The organism is Chthoniobacterales bacterium (assembly GCA_039930045.1).
Classification (GTDB): domain Bacteria; phylum Verrucomicrobiota; class Verrucomicrobiia; order Chthoniobacterales; family DASVRZ01; genus DASVRZ01.
The window spans coordinates 1-19,242 of sequence record JBDSQB010000002.1; the positions used below are offsets into that span (position 1 = coordinate 1).

The 19,242-nt window shown below is 60.4% G+C and carries 12 protein-coding genes; 7 read left to right on the forward strand and 5 right to left on the reverse strand.

The window, feature by feature from the left end; genetic code table 11:
• Positions 1–1,458 (reverse strand): autotransporter-associated beta strand repeat-containing protein (locus tag ABIT76_00220; GenBank protein MEO7931558.1); only part of this gene is annotated, 1,458 nt, incomplete at its 3' end.
• A 311-nt stretch (positions 1,459–1,769) separates the two neighbouring features.
• Between ABIT76_00220 and ABIT76_00225 the strand changes: the two genes are divergently transcribed.
• The 4 genes from ABIT76_00225 to ABIT76_00240 all read left to right on the forward strand — a co-directional run bounded on the left by ABIT76_00225 (position 1,770) and on the right by ABIT76_00240 (position 6,908).
• Positions 1,770–2,810, forward strand: coding sequence for a LacI family DNA-binding transcriptional regulator (locus tag ABIT76_00225; GenBank protein MEO7931559.1), 1,041 nt, complete (start codon positions 1,770–1,772; stop codon positions 2,808–2,810).
• Positions 2,811–2,973: 163 nt separating this feature from the next.
• On the forward strand, positions 2,974–5,310 hold the full coding sequence (locus tag ABIT76_00230) for a hypothetical protein (protein ID MEO7931560.1): 2,337 nt from the start codon (positions 2,974–2,976) through the stop codon (positions 5,308–5,310).
• Between the two features lie 27 nt (positions 5,311–5,337).
• Positions 5,338–6,099 (forward strand): LamG-like jellyroll fold domain-containing protein, encoded by a 762-nt coding sequence (locus ABIT76_00235; GenBank protein MEO7931561.1) that lies wholly within the window; start codon positions 5,338–5,340, stop codon positions 6,097–6,099.
• A gap of 140 nt (positions 6,100–6,239) precedes the next feature.
• Positions 6,240–6,908 carry a rhomboid family intramembrane serine protease gene (locus ABIT76_00240; GenBank protein ID MEO7931562.1) on the forward strand — a complete coding sequence of 223 codons (669 nt, stop codon included), beginning with the start codon at positions 6,240–6,242 and terminating at the stop codon, positions 6,906–6,908.
• Positions 6,909–6,938: 30 nt separating this feature from the next.
• Here ABIT76_00240 and ABIT76_00245 read toward each other — a convergent pair whose 3' ends face one another.
• Together ABIT76_00245 and ABIT76_00250 are read right to left on the reverse strand one after the other, a co-directional pair.
• Positions 6,939–8,216: a putative DNA modification/repair radical SAM protein gene (locus ABIT76_00245; protein ID MEO7931563.1), complete on the reverse strand. Its 1,278-nt coding sequence runs from the start codon at positions 8,214–8,216 to the stop codon at positions 6,939–6,941.
• Between the two features lie 146 nt (positions 8,217–8,362).
• A complete protein-coding gene (locus ABIT76_00250) occupies positions 8,363–9,169 on the reverse strand; it encodes a glycoside hydrolase family 27 protein (GenBank protein ID MEO7931564.1) in 807 nt (268 codons plus the stop codon).
• 137 nt (positions 9,170–9,306) lie between these two features.
• Between ABIT76_00250 and ABIT76_00255 the strand changes: the two genes are divergently transcribed.
• The 3 genes from ABIT76_00255 to ABIT76_00265 are packed head-to-tail and all read left to right on the forward strand — an operon-like array spanning position 9,307 to position 14,680.
• Entirely contained in the window at positions 9,307–10,362 is a 1,056-nt protein-coding gene (locus tag ABIT76_00255; GenBank protein ID MEO7931565.1) for an isocitrate/isopropylmalate family dehydrogenase, read from the forward strand.
• Positions 10,359–12,191: an aldehyde dehydrogenase family protein gene (locus ABIT76_00260; GenBank protein ID MEO7931566.1), complete on the forward strand. Its 1,833-nt coding sequence runs from the start codon at positions 10,359–10,361 to the stop codon at positions 12,189–12,191. The genes ABIT76_00255 and ABIT76_00260 overlap by 4 nt, the downstream gene beginning before the upstream one ends.
• Positions 12,188–14,680, forward strand: coding sequence for an AMP-binding protein (locus tag ABIT76_00265; protein MEO7931567.1), 2,493 nt, complete (start codon positions 12,188–12,190; stop codon positions 14,678–14,680). Before ABIT76_00260 ends, ABIT76_00265 begins: the two co-directional genes overlap by 4 nt.
• A gap of 8 nt (positions 14,681–14,688) precedes the next feature.
• Here the strand turns inward: ABIT76_00265 and proS are convergent, their stop codons facing one another.
• Both proS and ABIT76_00275 read right to left on the reverse strand, forming a co-directional pair.
• A complete protein-coding gene (gene proS / locus ABIT76_00270) occupies positions 14,689–16,194 on the reverse strand; it encodes a proline--tRNA ligase (GenBank protein MEO7931568.1) in 1,506 nt (501 codons plus the stop codon).
• Positions 16,195–16,328: 134 nt separating this feature from the next.
• On the reverse strand, positions 16,329–19,202 hold the full coding sequence (locus tag ABIT76_00275; GenBank protein MEO7931569.1) for a bifunctional serine/threonine protein kinase/MFS transporter: 2,874 nt from the start codon (positions 19,200–19,202) through the stop codon (positions 16,329–16,331).
• Between the last annotated feature and the right edge of the window lie 40 nt (positions 19,203–19,242).

Sequence of the window (19,242 nt, forward strand, 5' to 3'; positions counted from 1 at the left end):
GCTGGCTTTGCTCGCGTTGGTGGTGCCGTTGATGGTCAGCGTGCCGCCGGTTTTCACCGACACAGCCGTGCCGGAGATGAGAAGGTAGCCAGCACCTGCGGCCGTCGATGCGCCGCTGACCGTCGTCGATCCGGTGAAGTCCACGCCGCCAGCTCCGGCGCCGATATTCAGGCCTTGGCCGCCGAATCCCGACACAAGACTGTTCGTCCCGGCAAAGGTGATCTTGTTGGTCGGAGTCAGGTTCACTTGCTGAGTACCTGTAAAGTTTCCATTGATGGTCATGGTGCCACCCGACGCGTTGAAGGTGGCGAAGGCGCCTGAGGCGGTGAAGTTGTTCGCCAGGGTGACGTTGGCGGAGCTCGCCACCGTGGACGCGTTCGGCGAGCCGCCTAAGAACACCACTGTCCCGGTCCCGAAGGCCGCGTCATTCCCGGCGGCAAGCGTGCCATTATTGCTGATCGTCGTGTTGCCGGTGTAGCTGTTGGCTACCGAGAGGGTGAGCGTGCCGGTGCCGGACTTGGTTAAGCCGCCGGTGTTGCTGCTATCCAAAGCAGACGCAAAGGTGGCGTTGAACCCATTCGTGTCAATCGAGATCGCGCTGGTGCTGTTCTTGATGCGGCTGGAGATGTCGGCATTTGCGCCGCCTGCGAAGGTGCTGCCATATCGGAGCGTGCCACCGGTGAAGGTCACGTTGCCCCCCAAGGCTGTGGTGTTCAACGCGTTTGCGCTGTTGGCCAGCAGGACTCCGCCGGCGATGGTCGTGACGCCGGTGTAGGAGTTTGTGCCGGAGAGGCTCCATGTGCCGCTGCTCGCCTTGGTGACGGCGACACCCAAGGCCGCGCCGCCGTTGCTGATGATGCCGCTGATTTCGTTCGCGGTCGTGCTGGACCCCGTCAAGGTGAGAGTAATGCCCTGGGTGGTAGTTCCGCCGGTGACCGTGCCGCCGATCTTCAGGATATCACCCGCCAAACCGGAGGCATTGCTGAAAGTATAAGCGCCCGCCGTCGTGGCCGAAGCCGGCTCCAGCACCAGCGGCGCATTCACGGTTTCCGTAGCACCAGTCACCGTTCTGCCGCTGCTGATGCCAATCTGCCCACCGTTCCCAAGCAAAAGCGAGTTGCCGCCTGTAGTTCCAATCGTGAAAGCAGAAGCGGACGCAACGACACCGAAGGTGATGCTGCCAATCCCCAAGCTGGTAGCGTTGCTCGCCGTGGCGTTGATTGCGATGGTCGTGCCGCTGCTGGTTAGAAAAGTGGCGGTGTCCGAGTCTGTAATCGAGCTGAGCGCCCCCGGAAAAGTCCCGGGACCTGTGCTCCAGTTATCTTCGGCCCCAGCGGCTTCCCAGTTACCAATGGTCGGCGAGGCATTCCAAGTCGCAGGAGCCGCCTGGGCGGAGGGTCCGAAGGACAGAGCGGCGGTAACGGCGATAGCGAGCTTGGTATAGGAAGATTTTTTCATAGGAGGAGTTTTCATAGAAGGATAAGGAATGTTTCGCGTCTTACGAAACGGAGAACCTGTGGAGATTGCCGCATCTCAGATGGGTTTACAAGAACACTCACTAGGAAAAAGCATTTACACTGGTAACTCCCTTGCGCAAGTAATAGTCGGATCATCCAAGTTCAATAAAAATCGACCCGCGCAATCTCGCCTTCCACGCATTCCTCTATCCAACAAACCAGAGGGAATGCTGAAACTCGAACTGCGGCAGGAATGCCGATTTGTCTGGTGATCGTTCCCTGATTACGTTTAGGAAATCTTTCCCCCCTTTCATGCCTGTTCCATCCGATGCCCCACGTATCAGTCTGAGGGATATTGCCAAAAAGCTCGGGGTGAGTCATGCCACCGTGTCCATGGCCTTGCGGGATCATCCGCGCATCTCGACTGCGTTGCGGACTAAGATCCAAGAGGAGGCTGTGGCGATGGGGTATCGGCCGGATCCGCTGCTGACGGCGCTCGCTCATTATCGGACGGGCAAGACGGCGAAGATTACCCATGAAGAGGTGGGTTGGATGAATGGCTGGCCGGACCCAAACAAGTTGCGCAGTTACCGGGAGTTTGATCTTTATTGGCGAGGCGCGTCGGAGGCAGCCGCCAAGTTTGGCTACCATCTGGAGGAATACTTTTGCAGCAACCCAGCGGAGTTGGAGCGGACTCAAAAAGCCTTGTTGACACGCGGGGTGCGCGGACTGCTCATCCCCCCACAACAGGTGGTGCCGGAGTGGAATGAATTTCCGTGGAGTTATTTTACCCTGGTGCGGCTGGGGCGCTCGACGAATACCCCGCGCGCCCTTGTGGTGACGAGCGACCAGGTGGCGAATACGATGATTGCGGCAGAAAAAATGCGCTCGCTCGGCTATAACCGGGTGGGGTTTGTCGCAGTGGAAAGTCTCAAACGAGGGATGCTCTTCCAAGCCGGTTATTTACGCGCCCAGGCAGAATGGCCGGAGGAATCGCGACTGCGCCCGCTCTGCATGGAGAACCTGCCGCCGGAAGCCTGGCAAACCGCCCTGTCCGCGTGGCTCAAGGAAACCCGGCCCGACGCCATATTGACGGATGTGTCCGAGATGCGAGCCATGCTGGAAAAGGCCGGTTACCGTGTGCCGGATGACATCGGCCTGGCTGCGGAAAGCATCCTCGATGGCAATGCGGATGCCGGGATCGATCAAAATCCTCTGGAAATCGGCCGGGTCAGCTTTCTCCTGATAATGTCCCAACTTAACGATCACGCACGGGGTGTGCCGCCGATTTTTCGGCAGATCCTAGTGGAAGGCATGTGGGTGGACGGCTCGACTCTGCCGCCACGGGTATGAATTGGGCGTAGTGCGCCGACTGCACGAAACTTAACCGTGTGACTTAATAATTCCCCCGTTGGCACCAAGAAAGCCCGTGACCTCGCCATCGGGAAGGGCGTTAGCTTGGCGGGAAATGTAGAAGTCGCCCCCGCGTCCACTTGTCCTTTTGGAAAATTAACTCATGCCCCTCCCCCGTTTCCTCCACTGGCTGGCGCTCGCCGGCCTGCTCTTCACCGGGTCCTGCTCGCCAAAAAAGACGACCACTAATCTGACCGACTCCATGACGCTGGGCGATGCGGCTTCCGAGAAGGCGCATGGGCTCGATTCGAGCTCCAGTGATATCGCGAAGGGCCTGCTCGGCGACCCGGTTCGCAGGTTGCTGCCGCTCGCGCCGCCGACTTGGGAGGGCGGAAAATTGTCCTTCAAGATGAAGGTCGATCCGGCGCGGCAGAATTATTTCTCCATTCGTTTCTCCGGCGATGAAGTCACCGAAAACCGGCTCGTGCTCTATGCCGACGGCAAACAAATCGGCTGGCGGCATCTCGGCGAGGTCGAGCAGCTCGACTACGGCTCAGTGGAGCCCGGCTACCTCGGCCGGTTCTATTACAACACCTGCCCGCTTCCGCTCGAATTGACCCAGGGAAAAACGGAACTCACCTTTGAAATCCGCAGCAACGGGCGCATCTGGGGTTACGGCTCGACCTGGGAGCAATATCAGAAGCCGATGACTCAGCCGACGCGCGGCATTTACCGGGTTTACACGCACAACGACGCCTGTCTCGTGCCGCCGGCGAACGAAAAACAAGGCAGCGCGCCAGCCGCAGCACCGGTTCGCCAGACGCCTGGAGAGGAAACGCTGACTGCCATGAAAGATCGCGTGAATCACGAGGTCGATGCCCGGCTCACCGCCAAAAATCCGCTGAGTCAGATGCAAATGGGGCTCCTCGCCAAAGCCTACGACGTGCCGTGGACGCACGCTTTTCAGAATCCAGCGGTCATCGAGCAGATCGTCAAATCCCTCGATAACCTCTTCGCCGCGTATCGCAAAAACCCCAAGCTCGCCCAGGCCGAGCCATCGACATGGAACCCGGATTGGTTTGGCCTCGGGCCATCGGGTCAGGTGATCGCGCTGCGCTCGGAGCAGTTGCAGCCGCGTCTCGATGAAATGCTCGATGATGGCAATGGAACTCAAATCTCCCGGCGCGCAGCCTTCACCGAGATGCTCCTCGCCTGCCGCGACTGGCACCGGCTGAACCGCCGCCAGTACACCAACCAGACGATGCTGAACGACTTGAATGGCATCTATTTTCCGAATCGCGGTCTGGCCGTTCTCGATCCGGCGAAGGCGCTTCCGGAGCCCGAAGTGCGGCGTTATTTATACGAATCCGTTGCCCTCGAACCGTGGCGCGACAGCGATCCGGGCGGTCACATGTGGAATGTCGGCCCGAATTATAGGCAACTCACCGCCAAGGGCCTGACCAAGGAACTCGGCTACGTCGGCACCTACGGCGAGGTGATCGATCTCGTCTCGGATATTTACAATGCGACGAGGCCCGCACCCGGCCAGCCTGGCGATGAAAAAATCAAGGCCCAGCTCGTGCGGATCGCCCTGGCACGCTCCTATTTCCGACATCCGTCGCTCGACGCCGAGGGCCATCGCGCGATGCGTCTGGAGCAGGTCGTCGGCTGGCGCGATTCGCATTATCCCGGCGTCATGGCCTACGGACAGCGGGCCACGCGCGACGCCTCGGCTTTGCAGGCGGCGGCGATTACGCTCGATCCAAAACTGGTCGGTTACGCGCAGCAAATGATCGCCGACAACCAGTTTTTCGCCTCCGAGGTCGAGGCGATGGAAGACGGAGCACAGCCTTTGCGGACGACGATTGGCCGTCTGGAAACACCAGACGAATACGAGTTGATCAAGGCCCAGCCGCCGAGCGCGCAACGGCTGCCCATGAGCTGGGACCAGCCCGATTTCGTTTTCTCCGATGAGGACGACGGCGTGCTGGCGCTGAAACGCGGACAGGAAATTCTCTACGCCTCGCTCTACTGGCGCGCCCGCTACGGCATCAACCATCTGGCCCGCGTTCACTTTCTCACGCCGCAGATCGACCGCATCGCGGTGGTGCGGCAGGAGACGCAATTCACCCCGAGCGGACTGGAATTTACCTGGCCCAACTGGACGAACATGGCCTTTGGCAACGGCGGCCTGAAATATCCCGGCAACCTGCAGTCGGCGTACGCCGGAATGAAGGTTCCCATCGCGAAAATTCCCGACGGCATTCCCTTCCAGCCTGGACAGGAAAGTCCGTATGCCGGGCGCGGCGATTTCTACACCTGCCGCTATGGCGATTATCTGATCGGGATGAATTGTTCCGCAGATCAGACATTTGAATTGAAGTCGCCTGCCGGGCTCCAGAAAGCCCGCGATCTCGTCACCGCCAAGGACGTGGATCTCACCATTCCACTCAAACTCCCGCCTAAAACGACCGTCGTTCTCTGGCTGGGCGCCAAGTAAACAACCCCACATAACCACCTAACTCCCATGAAAAAACAACTCCTCGCACTCTCCACCACCCTGGTTTTGACCGCCGCCGCACTGGCTGGCACGAAACCGGAAGTCACCCTCGACTTCAACAAGGAATCCAGCGTGGCCTTCGAAAACGGCGCCGCGCTCGGACCGGAAGGTTCCGGCGTTTCCGGCAAATCCGGCGACCGCGCCTATGTCGCCAAGGGAACGATTGGATCCACCGATCCGCAGCCGGGAGCCATCGTGCAGGATATGATGTTCGATGATCTGGATAAAATGACTCTCACCTTCTGGTACAAGGCCGACGATGCCCTGGCGCAGAACGCGTCCCTGCTGAATTTTGGCGGTGCTTACATGATCTGGGACGGCAAATCCGGCTGGACGGCCCGCTTGGGCGGCAAGACCGACAAGCCCTTTGGCAGCTGGGTGCGCATCGGGGAAAAAGGCCCGGTCGGCCCGTGGTCGGCGACAGGCGAATGGATCTTCGGCGCGATCAGTTGGAACTCGGAGACGAAAACCGCCACGGTCTATCAGGGAGCCAAGGACGGCGCGGCCACGTTGCAGCGCGCCTTTGCGAACATGCCCATCGAAGGCAATATCGGCGGCGGGACCGTGGGCATGATCGGCAATACGCAGCAACCCAAGGTGAATCCCCCCATGCCGAGCGACCGCCCATTTAGCGGCAGCATCGACAACGTGAACGTCTTCCGCGCCGAGCTGAGTGAGAGCGAAATCGAGGCCGTGCGCGCCGCCGGAGTCGAGAACAAGACGCCTTGATTCTGCGGCTTCCCCCCAGAGTCATTGCCAACCGTGACATCCAAGGTGTAATTCCGAAGCCAGCCGAGAGGTTGGCGGCGTGAGGGGTTTCGCCTATCCACCATTTACGAATCGGTCGGGAACTGTTTGGCTCGGCTCCTATGTTTCTGGTGATTCCCTATGAGGTCCGCACCCTCACGCAACGCAGCCCATGGGCCAATTTGGCGGTGATCGGCCTTTGCATCCTCGTTTTTCTGGGCTTCTACACAAACTATCTACCCGAGAACCTTGTGCCCTGGCTTATTTTCTCTTCCGAAAATTGGCTGGGACTGATCACTAGTTCCCTAATGCACGCAAGTTGGGGCCACCTCATCGGGAACATGATCTTCCTCTGGGTTTTTGGTAACGCCCTTTGTGGTGTGATGAATTGGGCGCTCTATCTGGCTCTCTTTTTTCTACTGGGCGGAGCGGCTGATTTAATTCATCTGCTGATCGATGGGCATCCTGTGCTGGGAGCCAGTGGTGCGATCAGCGGATTACTCGGTGTCTTCATGGCGCTTTATCCGCTCAACCGGGTGCATTCCTTCTACTTCATTGTCTTCAAGTTTGGCTTGTGGGACGTGCCGGGCTGGCTCTTGCTAACTTGCTGGTTCATTCTCCAATTTCTCTCTCTTTGGAGCGGACCCGAGGATATCGCTTACTGGGCGCACATCGGGGGATTTGTCTCCGGGCTTGGGTTAGGCTTGCTCCTCTCCAAACTGGAACTGGTGGACGTGGGGGAATACGATAATCCCTCGCTGCTCGACATCCTGTTGCGAAGATCGAGTTAGGACACAGGAAGTATTAGCTGTCTCTGTTAGCTAGATGATCGAGCCAAACGGGGAGCCGGCAAAAAGTTCCAGTTGAGTTGCAGGCAACTCTGCGGGGGCAAGGGTTTCGCCGATGAGTTTGGGGAGGTGGTCGGCGGCGATGAGGAAGGGGAGTGCTTTTTTCAGCGGGACGCGGAGGCGGGTGAGGTCGGCCAGGGTGACTCGGTGCCAGCGGCGAATTTGCAGGATGCGGTCCACGTTTTTCACGCCGAGACCGGGGATGCGGAGGAGGCGTTCGCGCGCGGCGCGGTTGATGTCGATGGGAAAGGCGGCCCGATTGCGCAGGGCCCAACTGAGTTTGGGGTCTTCGGTGAGCGAGAGATCGGGCGCGGCGGTGGTGGTGAGTTCGCCAACTTCGTAGCCGTAGAAGCGCAGGAGCCAGTCGGCCTGGTAGAGACGGTGTTCGCGAATGAGCGGTGGCGCGATGAGCGGGAGCTTCGAGGAGGAATCGGGGATGGGGCTGAAGGCGGAGTAATAGACGCGCTTGAGTTTTTGCTTCAGGTAAAGGCTGCTGGCGCGTTCGAGGATATCCCTGTCGGGTGTGGGCGTGGCACCGACGATCATCTGGGTGCTCTGGCCAGCAGGGGCGAAGGGTGCGGGTTTGGCGGGAGCACCGGCGCGGACGCGGGAGGCGTCGCGCGCGGCGTGGTCTTTGCGCTCGGCTTTGGCTTCGAGAATGCTGTCGCGGATGCCGTCCATGGCAGTCTCGGTGCGGGCGAGGCTTTTTTCCGGGGCCAGTTGCGCGAGGTCGATGGCGGTGGGGAGTTCGATATTTATGCTGATGCGGTCGGCCCATTTACCGGCTTCGGCGATGAGTTCGGGTGAGGCTTCGGGGATGGTTTTGAGGTGGATGTAACCTTTGAAGCCGTGCTCAACGCGGAGTTTGCGGGCGACGGCAATGGTTTGCTCCATGGTGTAGTCGGCGTTGCGGATGATGCCCGAGCTGAGGAAGAGGCCCTCGATGTAGTTGCGCCGATAGAAGTCGATGGTGAGCTGGACGACTTCCTCAACGGTGAACCGCGCCCGCTGCACGCTGCTGGAGGTGCGGTTGATGCAATACAGGCAATCGTAGATGCAGTAGTTGGTGAGGAGGATTTTCAGCAGCGAAACGCAGCGTCCGTCGGGCGTGTAACTGTGGCAAATCCCCGAGCCGGTGCTGGAGCCGAGGCCGCCGGCGCGAGAGTTGCGTTTGTCGGTGCCGGAGCTGGCGCAGGAGGCGTCGTATTTCGCCGCGTCGGCGAGAATGGCAAGTTTGCGGTCGAGTTCCATGCGGTTGCAGTAGATACGCATGGAACTCGAATCAGGACATGATCTGAGTGACAATTGGAGAGCAGAACCGTTCGCCGTACAGCCGGTCAAAGGCTCCCCGTGCTACAGCGTTTGCCTTCCCGGGCGGGGCAAGAGAGCAGCGGCTTTCATTTTGCCGGAAAGATCCGCACCAGGACGACGCCGTGCGCGGGAACTGGTGCCTCGAATTTCTGGTCGAATGTCCCGAGGTCCTTCTGCTGCCAGAGATCGCGGACGAGGCATTTGCCATTCAACCTCAAGTCGGACCACTTTGCGGTGACGGTTTCAGCCACGTTCGAACGATTGAAAATCCCGACCGCGACCGAGCCGTCCACGAGGGGTTTCATGTAAACGTCCAAGTCATTGGCACTCGACACGGCGGTGCCTTGTTTGCAGAGCTCGTCCTGGTCAATCTCAAGCACCTCGTCGTTGGTGAGGAGGTTGAGCGTAAACTCGTCGAGTTGCGCCAGATCGCTGCCGATGAGGAGCGGCGCACCGAGCAGGCACCACAGGCTGATGTGGGTGTATTGCTCGTCGGGGGTGAGCTTGGTCGGATGCGGATGACCCCAGCCGACGTGGCCGACGATGAGCATGTCGGGGTCGTTGTAGTGACCGGGTTTCTGGCAGGGTGCCCACTTGTCTTGGCTGAATCCGATACCGCTCATGCTGCCCCAGCTATCGCTGATGTCGCCCGTCGTGCGCCAGGCGTTGGCGAGGGGCGCGAGTTCGCCGATGATGCCGAAGATTTTTCCGGCGCCGTTATTCGACAGGCTGTAAACCACGTCGCGTCCGCTGGCGCGAAGGGCATCGGTCATTTCACGGGTGTTCGCCACATCGACGGGGCCCCAATCGTATTTCATGTAATCAAACCCCCACGCGGCCCACTGCTGCGCGTCCTGTTTGGCGAAATGATATGGGCCGACATCGAAGGGCATGACGTGCTTTTCCCGGGTTGGATCGCAATGACGTCAACCGTCCGGCCACGGGGCCGCCGCCGTCAATGAACCGCACCACGGTGCCGGTGGGCTGATTCCGCTCGCGCTAAAAAACGAGTCGTGGAAAGGTGCGCCCGATGCTTTCGAAACACCTGATCGGAATTTTGCGCGGCGAGGGAGTCGGCCCGTCGCTGCTGGACGCGAGTCTGCTGATCCTGGATCGAGTCGGGGCGTTATCTGGCTGCAAGTTTGAGGTGCGTTTCGGAGGCGAGATCGGCTGCGAATCCGCCCGGCGCGGGCTCGGTTATTTGCCGGGCGATGTGGTGGAATTTGCGCGCTCCATTTTCGCCGACGGTGGGGCGCTCCTGGCCGGTGCGGGCGGGGGGCGTTTCGTCTATGAAATGCGCCATGAATTCGCTCTCTTTCATAAGCTCAATCCGATTCACTCCTACCCCGAATTGGCCGGAGCCTGCCGCCTGAAAAGTCCGCCTGAACCGGTCGATATTCTGGTCGTTCGCGAAAACCTCCACGGGCTCTACCAGGGCGAGGCCGAGGAATCGCTCACGGACGATGGACGCGAGATTCGGCACACGTTTCGCCAGGCGGAAAAGCAGGTGAGAAATGTGCTCGAAGTCGCGGCATCTGCAGCCTCGGGGCGGCGCAAAAAACTCACGGTCGTCTGCAAGGACGCCGGGCTGCCCGTGCTGCATTCGCTCTGGCGCGATTGCGCGGAGGAAGTGGCTGCCGGACGCAATCTGACGCTCGAATTTCTCGACATCGATTACGCCGTTTACAAGCTGGTGCAGGAGCCGTGGAAATTCGACGTGGTGGCCGCGCCGAACTGCTTCGGAGACATTCTGGCGGATCTCGGAGGCGTGATCGCAGGCGCGCGCGGGCTGACTTACGGCGGGAGTTTTTCGAAAACTGGAGCCGCTGTTTATCAGACGAATCACGGCGCGGCCTACGATCTCACCGGCACCGACGTGGCGAATCCAGTGGGGCAAATCCTCTCGCTGGCGATGTTGCTGCGGATGTCTTTTGGATTGCAACGCGAGTCGAACGCGATCGAACAGGCGGTGCAAACAGCTTGGCGCGACGGCTGGCGCACGGCGGATTTGCCGGAGGCGGGCACGCGCTGCGTGGGCACGGCGGAGTTTGCGGCGCGCGTGGTGGAACGACTGGCCGCTCCATGAAAACGGCGCTGCTTTTGATCGATTTGCAGAATGATTTTCTGCGCGCCGACGGCCTGACTCCACCCGCCGGTGCCATCGTGGCGAACGCAGCTCGATTGCTATGCGACTGGCGCGCAAGCGGGCGGACGGTCATTCACATTTGGACCACGGTGTGGCGCGATGACGACCGCCGAATGCCGCACTGGCGCAAGAATGAAACTTGGTCGTGCGTCGCTGGAACAGACGGCCATGCGACTCCGATTTCGCTCACGCCGAGGGACGGCGAGATGGTCATTCACAAGACGTTTTTCAGCGGATTTTCCACAGGCGAGTTGGAGTCGTATCTCCGGGAAAACGGCATCGAAAAAGTCATCCTCGCCGGCGTGCACACGCATGGCTGCATCCGTTCGACCGCCCTCGCCGCCTACGAAAAAGGCTTCGAAGTCGAGATCGCCGCCGACGCAATCGGAGGCTACGACGCGATTCACAGCACGATCAGCGAAGACTACCTCGACGGGCGCGCCGGACTTTTCCTCGACTCGGACGAGATCGAGTCCGGCCCAATCGACGAAAACATCCCCGGGATTCAGGAAACATTTTCCCTCGCCAGAACCGCGTTTACCCAATGGCAAAACGTCACCCTCGCCCAGCGTCAATCCGTGCTCCTCTCGCTCGCAGAAAAACTGGCCCAACACGCTGAGGAACTCGCCACCATTTTGGTCGAAGACATCGGAAAACCCATCACGCTGGCGCGCGGCGAAGTGCAGCGTTCCATCGATTTGCTGCTCACCGTTTGCCGGGGTGCTACCGACCATTTTCACACCTCGCTCACGACCGGCTGGCGGCGCGTGCCGCTCGGCGTCGTCGCCCTCATCAGCCCCTTTAACAACCCGCTCGCCATCCCCATCGGCAAGCTCGCCCCGGCACTCCTCCATGGAAATGTGGTCGTCTGGAAACCTGCGATTCCCGGCTCCCGCATCGCCACGCGCACGGCGGAATTGTTGGCTGAACTGATTCCCGGGGCACTGCAAGTCGTCCTCGGCGGCAAACGCGCAGCCCGCGAATGCATGTCTCGGGCGGACGCGGTCACTCTCTCCGGTTCGCCGGAAGCCGGTCGCGCCGCGCAACTTATCTGCGCCCGGCGCTGCCTCCCGCTCCAGGCCGAACTCGGGGGAAACAACGCCGCCATCGTCTGGCACGATAGCGATCTAACTCCCGTCGCAGCCGCCGTGGCCGATGGCGCGTTTGCCTTCGCCGGGCAGCGTTGCACCGCGAACCGGCGCGTGATCGTGGATGCAGCGATTTATCCGGAATTTCTCGAACACCTGAAAGCGCTCCTGCCCGCCTTCGCGCCGCTGAATCCAATGGAACCCGGCTCACGCCTCGGGCCGCTTATTTCGGTCCGCTCGCGTGAGCGGCTGGAGGCTTCGCTGCAACGCGCCGTCGCTGCTGGTTGTGATATTTTTTCCCTCCCGAAAACGCAGCCGCAGGACAGCGCATGGATGAATCCAGTCATCGTCTGTGCGCCCGATCCGTCTCTGGAAATTGTGCAGGAAGAAAGTTTCGGCCCCATTCTCGTCGTGCAAAAAGCGGCCACTTGGGAGCACGCCCTCGATCTCTGCAACGGCGTCCGCCAGGGACTCGCGGCGGCCTGTTTTACGAGCGATACGGGACGCATCGACGACTTCCTGCGCACCGTCCGTTGCGGCATTTTGAAACTCAACCGCTCCACCGCCGACGCGGATGTCGATCTGCCTTTCGGCGGCTGGAAAACCTCCGGTCTCGGCCCGGCGGAACACGGTCCGGCCAACGTGGAATTTTACACACGGATGCAGGCGATTTATCGATGAGCCGTTTGTCCAGCCGCCTGCGCGAACACTTGGAACAGTCCGACCGCGCCGCCATCGCAGACTGGACTTACACCCGACTCAACGACGTTTCCGCCCGCATAGCCGGGGCGTTGCTCGACTGTCCGAAAGACCAGCCGGTCGCGCTGCTGATGGATCACGGCCCCGAGTTGATCGCCGCCATCGTGGCCGTGGTGCGAACGGGCCGCTGCTATCTCGTGCCGTCGCCGGGCCGGCTGCAACTCAGCGACCTCCAGCCCGGCGCATGGATCGCGGACGCCGCCCATTTGCCACTGGCGAAAAAGCTCGGAGTTCCATTCCTATCCTTCGAGAAATCGCAAAAATTGCCGCCCGATTTTGCCTTTGCCGAGACCGACGAATCGACCGCGCTCGCCATTTTTTACACCTCCGGCTCCACGGGTCAGCCGACGCCCTACGTTTACACCCACGGCGGCACCTGGCAGACGGTGGGAAATCACGCCGCGTCGCTTGCGCTCACGCCGGACGACCGGCTTTCGCTCCTCTCGCCCACCTCGGCGGCGGCGTCCGTCTCCGGGCTTTTTGGCGCGTTGCTCCACGGCGCGTGCGTGCTGCCGCACAGTCCGTCGGCGGGTTTGGCGGAATGGCTGGATGCGCAAAAACCCAGCGTGCTCCATTTGGTTCCGAGTCTTTTCCGCCGGTTCGCCGCCACTCTGCCGGCGGAGAAATCTTTCGACTCCGTGCGCGCGATCAAATTTGGCGGCGAACCGCTTTTTTCCTCCGATGTGCCGTTTGTCACACGTCATTTTCCGCGCTGCCGTCTCGTCATCAATGGACTCGGGGCGACCGAGGCAAATGGAAACATCTGCCATTTCCCGTTCGATCCGCAGACGTTTTCCAGCGCAACGGGCAACGTCCCGATCGGACGCGCTCTGACGGGATTTCACATGCGAGTTGCAGTCGAATCGGGCGAGGATGCGGCTCCCGGCGAGGTCGGGGAAATTCTCGTGCGCAGCGATTTTCCGCCGCCCCGACGCTGGGGCTCCGCAGCGGAAACGCCTCTCTGGCGCAGCACCGGCGACCTCGGCCAGCGAGACAGCGACGGTCTGTTTCATCATCTCGGACGCCGCGACGGGCAGTTCAAATCGCACGGTTTGTGGATCACGCCCTCACTCGTCGAGGGTGCGCTCCAGGCGCACGCCGCTGTGCGTGAGGCGGGTTGCATTCCATTGTTAGTCGAATCCGGCGAGCCGCTGCTGGCGGCATTTCTCGTCTGGCGCGAAACGGCGGCGTCCGATGCCGAGTTGCGGTCGCATCTCGCCAGCCGCATTCCGCCGCATCTGATGCCCCGGCGATTCTGGACGCTCCCCGCGTTTCCCGTCCTCGCCAATGGCAAGCTCGACCGCGTGCAACTCGCCCGCATCGGCGCGGAACGACTCCGCCAGGAAACTCTCGCGCCGCCGGATTCGACCGACCCGCTGATCGTCCAGCTCACGCGCATCTGGCAGGCGGCGCTCCGGCTCGAACGCATCGGGCTGGACGACGATTTTTTTGATCTCGGCGGCGATTCTCTCGCGGCGGCGGCCATTTTTACCGAAGTCGAACGCAGCCTGCGGCGTCACCTGCCGGTCTCGATTTTGCTCAAGGCACCCACCATTCAAAGGCTCGCCAACCATCTCCGCAGCGGAGGCTGGACGAAGTCGGAGTTGCGCCTGATTCCACTGCAACTCGAGGGCAACGGGCCGCCGATTTTCTGCGTGCCGGGCGCGGGCACCGAAGCGCTGGCGCTGCGTTTTCTCGCCGCGCATTTGGGAAATGGGCAGCCGTTTTTTGCCTTCCAGCCGCAGGGTCTCGACGGGCGCGAGCCTTACCTGCGCACGGTCGAGGACATGGCCCGCCGCTATGTCGCGGACCTTTGTGAGCGCTGTCCGGCGGGTCCGTTCGTTCTCTGCGGCACGTCTTTTGGCGGGGTCGTGGCGCTGGAAATGGCCCAGCAACTCCGCGCACTGGGACGCGTCCCGGCGAGTTTGATTCTAATCGACGCTCGGGGCGGGACGTATCCGAGGTTGAGGAAATTTCTGCCGATCCGGCTCTGGCCGCGGTGGTTGTTGCGTCCGTTTTTGCCGGAGTTTCAGGAAGATCAGCCGCTTTCTCTCGGGCTGCTGGGCGAGGGAATTGCAAACTGGTGGAAACGGAAAATCGTCTGGCTCGACATCATTTTTCATTTCAAAAAACTGCCGCGTCCCAACGAGCTGCGCTTCATCTATCTGCGCGAATCCTGCCGCGTCGCCCGGCGAAAATATGTGGCCCGACCGTGGCCGGGAAAGATTCATCTCCTGCGCGCCGCCCAGCAGCCGTCGGACAATTTTTACGAGTCCGATCCGTATCTCGGCTGGCAGGGACTAGCGGAGAATGGACTCGAAGTTGCCGAAGTTCCGGGCGATCACGTAACGCACATGCGCGAGCCACACGTGGCCGTGGTCGCAGAAAAACTGCGAGAAATTTTAGGCTGATTTCGCAGTTAGTAGGACCTGGCGAAGATCACGCGCTGGGCGCTGGGTTCGCCGGTGAAAATGCACGTCCCCGGTTCCGGCGTGAAGTAGTCGCGGGCAAACGGAATGCAGCGGATGGTGACTTTCAAGTCGTTCTTGATCTGCTCCTCGACGACCGGACTTCCATTCCAATGGGCGAGCGCGAAACCGCCGCCGTCGTCGGCCTTAAAGTAGTCGTAGAAGGCTTCCTTCGTGTCTAACACTTGCATGTTAGCATTGCGGAAAGTCTCGGCCTTGGTGAAGAGATTCGACTGAATGTTAGTCAGCGTTGCGCCAATGTTAGCAACCAGATCCGCGAGCGTTGGAAATGATTTCTCTTTCACTCCCATGTCGCGCCGGCTGACAGCCGCGGTTCCCTTCTCCAGATCGCGCGGGCCGACTTCGATTCGAATCGGGATTCCCTTTTTGATCCACTCCCAATTCTTCGTGCCGCCGGGGAGATCGCGCTTGTCGAGTTCCACTCGAATGGGCTCGCCAGCGTAGGATTGGGCGCGGAGTTCGGCGGCGAGCTTTTCGCAGGCTTCCAGCACGGCGGCCTTCGTTTCTTCCTTCGGCGTGACGGGCAGGATAACGATCTGACTCGGCGCGATGCGCGGCGGCAGGACGGCTCCATCGTCGTCGCCGTGCGCCATGAGCAGCGTGCCGATCATGCGGGTACTAACACCCCAGCTCGTGGTCCAGGCGTGCTCCTCTTTTCCCTCGCGGGACTGAAATTTGATGCCGCTCGCCTTGGCAAAATTCTGCCCGAGAAAATGCGACGTGCCGGCTTGGATCGCCTTCCGATCCTGCACCATGCATTCGATGGTGTAAGTGCGCACCGCGCCGGGGAAACGCTCGTTGGCCGATTTCTCGCCGGGACAAACGGGCAATGCTAACCAATCGCGAGCAAACGTCTCATAGACACCTAACATCTTGTCTGTTTCTTCGATGGCTTCATCCGCCGTTTCGTGTGCGGTGTGGCCTTCCTGCCACAAGAATTCGGTGGTGCGCAGGAACAAGCGCGGGCGCATTTCCCAACGAACGACGTTGGCCCATTGATTGATAAGGATCGGCAGATCGCGCCACGACTGGACCCATTTCGCGTAGGTCGCACCGATGATGGTTTCGGAAGTCGGACGAACGACGAGCGGCTCCGTCAGCGGGCCGGCGGGCACCAGTTTTCCATCGGAGTTCAATTCCAATCTATGATGCGTGACGACGGCGCATTCCTTGGCAAAACCCTCGACGTGCGCGGCCTCTTTTTCGAGGTAACTGAGCGGGATGAAGAGCGGGAAATAGGCATTTTGATGTCCCGTGGCCTTGAACATTCCATCGAGCGCGCGCTGCATTTGCTCCCAAAGTCCGTAGCCCCAGGGCTTGATGACCATGGCGCCGCGCACGTCGGAGTTTTCCGCCATCTGGGCGGCACGAACGACTTGTTGATACCACTCTGGAAAATCAGCGGCGCGTGTGGGTGTAATGGCAGTTTGGGACATGGGGAGTTAAAGGAAACACACTTCGCCGGAAGCAGAAATAAAAAACCGACGGCGAAGCCTGCGAGCACATGCTCGGTGGCTGAACGAGGAACTTTGCGGGTCCACCCTTCCAGAGGAGCTGAGTGCCGAGCGGATTAGGGATGAAGATATTCTTTTTCCAACTGACCAAGCGCGCTTTGAGTTGTGGCGGCTTGCCTGTGTTGTTCCGAGATCTCGGCACGCTTTCTTTCTTCATCGGCAAAAATGGCCACGAGCTTTTGCACTTTCGCGTCGCGCTGCGGGACGTCCTGCCAAGATGCCAGCAGCTCGATAAAGTCATTGGTCGTGCTGTTGAGATGCTCGCGGCTCACGTTGTCGTTTCTCTCGACTTGCGTGAGGGCGGCAGTGGTTTTGCCGGCCAGCACGGTGAGCTGCACGTCCTGCTCAGCTTGCTTTTTGGCGGGCAGAAAGCGTTCGCCAAAGGTCCGCAGGTCGTGACGAATCATGTCGTTTTGAATGAACAACTCCCCGCTTTGCTGCAAGTGCAGTTCCTGCAAAGTCCCGACATCGGCCCAGACTCCCAACGCTTGATTTCGCGCAGATTCCCGCTGCGAAAGTTCGCTGAGCGTGGCGGGTGTGAACTGCGCCAGCTCGTGCAGATGGGCGCTGAGCGAGGCACTGGCGCGTGGCTCGCCCTCGGTGATCTTCGCGATGAGTTCGTCGCGCGTCGCGAGCTTTCGGGCGATGTCGTCCACGATCCAGCTTCGGCTGGCTGGCTCGCGCTGGTTCGACGCGGTTCCATTTTCAGAAACGAGTCCCCCGATAAAACACAACATCCAAATGACCATGCTGATGCCGCCGAGCACGAGCGCGGTCCAGCCAGCGCGTGAGGCTCGCGACAGGCTGCCGAGGATGATCGCAAGAGCCGCAAGGACCAGCGTGAGCCCGAGCATGGCTTCTTGAAACTGCGGCGTGATCCATGGGATGGCGCGCGCATTCCAATAGAAAATCATCGGAATCAAGTTGCTGAGCACTCCGAAGAACAGCGCCATGTAAGCCAGCGGCTTCACATCCGGCTGCGTGGAGATCGTCCGCGGATTCAACGCGCACCAGACTTTTCGTGCGATGAGCACATTCGCGCCGATCACAATGGCGAGCGTCAGCAGGACCAGCGCATTATAAGTTGCGACATAGAGCGTGACGTCCACCTGTCCCACCAGAGCGTTGGCAAGCGTCTCAATGGAGTCGCGCCGATGAAGCGCAATGCCGACATACGTGTCGAGCGTGAGCAGCGGCGGCAATAATCCATCGACAACGGCAAGCCACATTCCATGCAATCGGCCGGCGGAGTTGCGGATTTGTGAAACGGCGATCCAGCCGAAGTTCGTGGTGCCGATGACCGACAAAATAATGGATAACTTGATCGCCGGATCGGTTTCCAGCCCGGTGAGCGGGGATGCCAGCAAGACGAGAATGACGAAGACGAGAAATGGCCAGCACGCGCCGAAGATTGCTGTGCGCGAGAAACGCGACGCGGTGTTTCCGGTGCGTGCGCCTTTGCGGAAACGGTCAACCAGAAAACTACACAACGTCGTCAGGCTGAACACGGTGAGAAACCCCATCGTCACGGAAACAGGCTTGGACCAGTGCGTGTGCGGCTCGATACCGAAATCGAAGAAAAACATCGCTCCGACGAACACCATGCCTCCAACGACATACGTCCAGCGCGGCGGCTGGCTGGCCTTGAACGACTCTTTGAGCCGCGCAGCAGTGACTCTGTTTTCCTGTGCCCATTTCGTGGAGGAAAGCCCTTCCCTCAATATCTTCCGCCAGACCGGATTCCCGGCCAGGCCGAGGGCGAGAGTCAGCGCGGCGTAGAGCCAGCGAGCCCCGCCATGCGTGGTGAAAATGATCAGTATCGGCGCGAACCATGTGGCCGAATTCCAAATCGCGAACATCACATTCCGCATCGTCATCTCGCGTTTTTCGCCCGCGTCCATGTTCGCCCAGATTTGCTGATGCAGCGGCGATGGCGAACGACCGGACTCATCCGCTGCTGATGGAGGCGCAGTTTCCGGCGTCGCCGCGATTGTCTCCACCTGCGTCTTGAAAACGCTGATCTCCTGGTAGCGGAGTTCGGGATTTTGCTCCAAGGCACGAAGCACGATTTCGTCGAGCCGCACGTCGATCTGCACTTTGCGCGAGGGCGGCTCGATTTTTCCATTGGGCAGCTCTCCAGTGAGCATCTGGTAAAAGACCACGCCGAGCGCGTAGATGTCGGCCCGGTTGTCCACGTCCTGCGGATGCGACATCTGCTCCGGGGCCATGTAGCTCGGGGTGCCGATGATTTTTCCCGCCTCGGTCTGGCCTTCGGCAGCGAGCGGAGTGTCAGTCGAATGCCACTCGCCTGCGACCATCTTGGCGACGCCGAAGTCGGCGATCTTCACCTGGCCCGCCTGGTTGAGCAGAATGTTCTCGGGTTTGATGTCGCGATGAACGATGCCCCGGTCGTGGGCAAATTGCAGCGCCTCGCAGATCTGCGGAACGATGGCCAGCGCCTCGCTGGGTGCGATGCGGCCCGCGTTGAGCAACTGCCGCAGGTTCACGCCATCGACGTATTCCATGATGAAATAAAACAGGCCGTCGGCCTCGCCGAATTCATGGAGCGAGACGATGTGCGGATGGTGCAGCTTCGCGAGCGCCCGCGCCTCCCGCTCGAAGCGCGCTGCGAACGACGGATCCTGATCCACTCGCGGTGGCAGGATTTTTAACGCCACCACCCGGTCCAGCCGCTTCTGGCGAGCCTGATAAACCGCGCCCATTCCGCCACGTCCGAGCAATGCCAGAATCTCCAGCTCTGGAAAACGCGCGCCCAGTTCCTCCGGCGTCGGCGGCTCGAAGGGGCGAGTTTCATTCGTATCACCGGTAAGCGTGGCGAAGCCGGAACGCACCAGGCACTCCGGGCAAAGCCCCATCAGGGCGTCGGTGGCGAGAGGTTTTCCGCATTGTGGGCAAGTTTCTGTATTCATGGTCTTGCTGCGTTCAGAGACATTCCGGGAAGAATGTTAC

What these genes read in the sequence shown, in the direction of transcription:
- ABIT76_00245 (MEO7931563.1), bottom strand. Translation starts at nt 8,216, where the DNA reads ATGGAACTCGACCGCAAACTTGCCATTCTCGCCGACGCGGCGAAATAC.
- ABIT76_00225 (MEO7931559.1), top strand. Translation starts at nt 1,770, where the DNA reads ATGCCTGTTCCATCCGATGCCCCACGTATCAGTCTGAGGGATATTGCC.
- ABIT76_00255 (MEO7931565.1), top strand. Translation starts at nt 9,307, where the DNA reads ATGCTTTCGAAACACCTGATCGGAATTTTGCGCGGCGAGGGAGTCGGC.
- ABIT76_00230 (MEO7931560.1), top strand. Translation starts at nt 2,974, where the DNA reads ATGCCCCTCCCCCGTTTCCTCCACTGGCTGGCGCTCGCCGGCCTGCTC.
- ABIT76_00240 (MEO7931562.1), top strand. Translation starts at nt 6,240, where the DNA reads ATGTTTCTGGTGATTCCCTATGAGGTCCGCACCCTCACGCAACGCAGC.
- proS (MEO7931568.1), bottom strand. Translation starts at nt 16,194, where the DNA reads ATGTCCCAAACTGCCATTACACCCACACGCGCCGCTGATTTTCCAGAG.
- ABIT76_00250 (MEO7931564.1), bottom strand. Translation starts at nt 9,169, where the DNA reads ATGCCCTTCGATGTCGGCCCATATCATTTCGCCAAACAGGACGCGCAG.
- ABIT76_00275 (MEO7931569.1), bottom strand. Translation starts at nt 19,202, where the DNA reads ATGAATACAGAAACTTGCCCACAATGCGGAAAACCTCTCGCCACCGAC.
- ABIT76_00265 (MEO7931567.1), top strand. Translation starts at nt 12,188, where the DNA reads ATGAGCCGTTTGTCCAGCCGCCTGCGCGAACACTTGGAACAGTCCGAC.
- ABIT76_00235 (MEO7931561.1), top strand. Translation starts at nt 5,338, where the DNA reads ATGAAAAAACAACTCCTCGCACTCTCCACCACCCTGGTTTTGACCGCC.
- ABIT76_00260 (MEO7931566.1), top strand. Translation starts at nt 10,359, where the DNA reads ATGAAAACGGCGCTGCTTTTGATCGATTTGCAGAATGATTTTCTGCGC.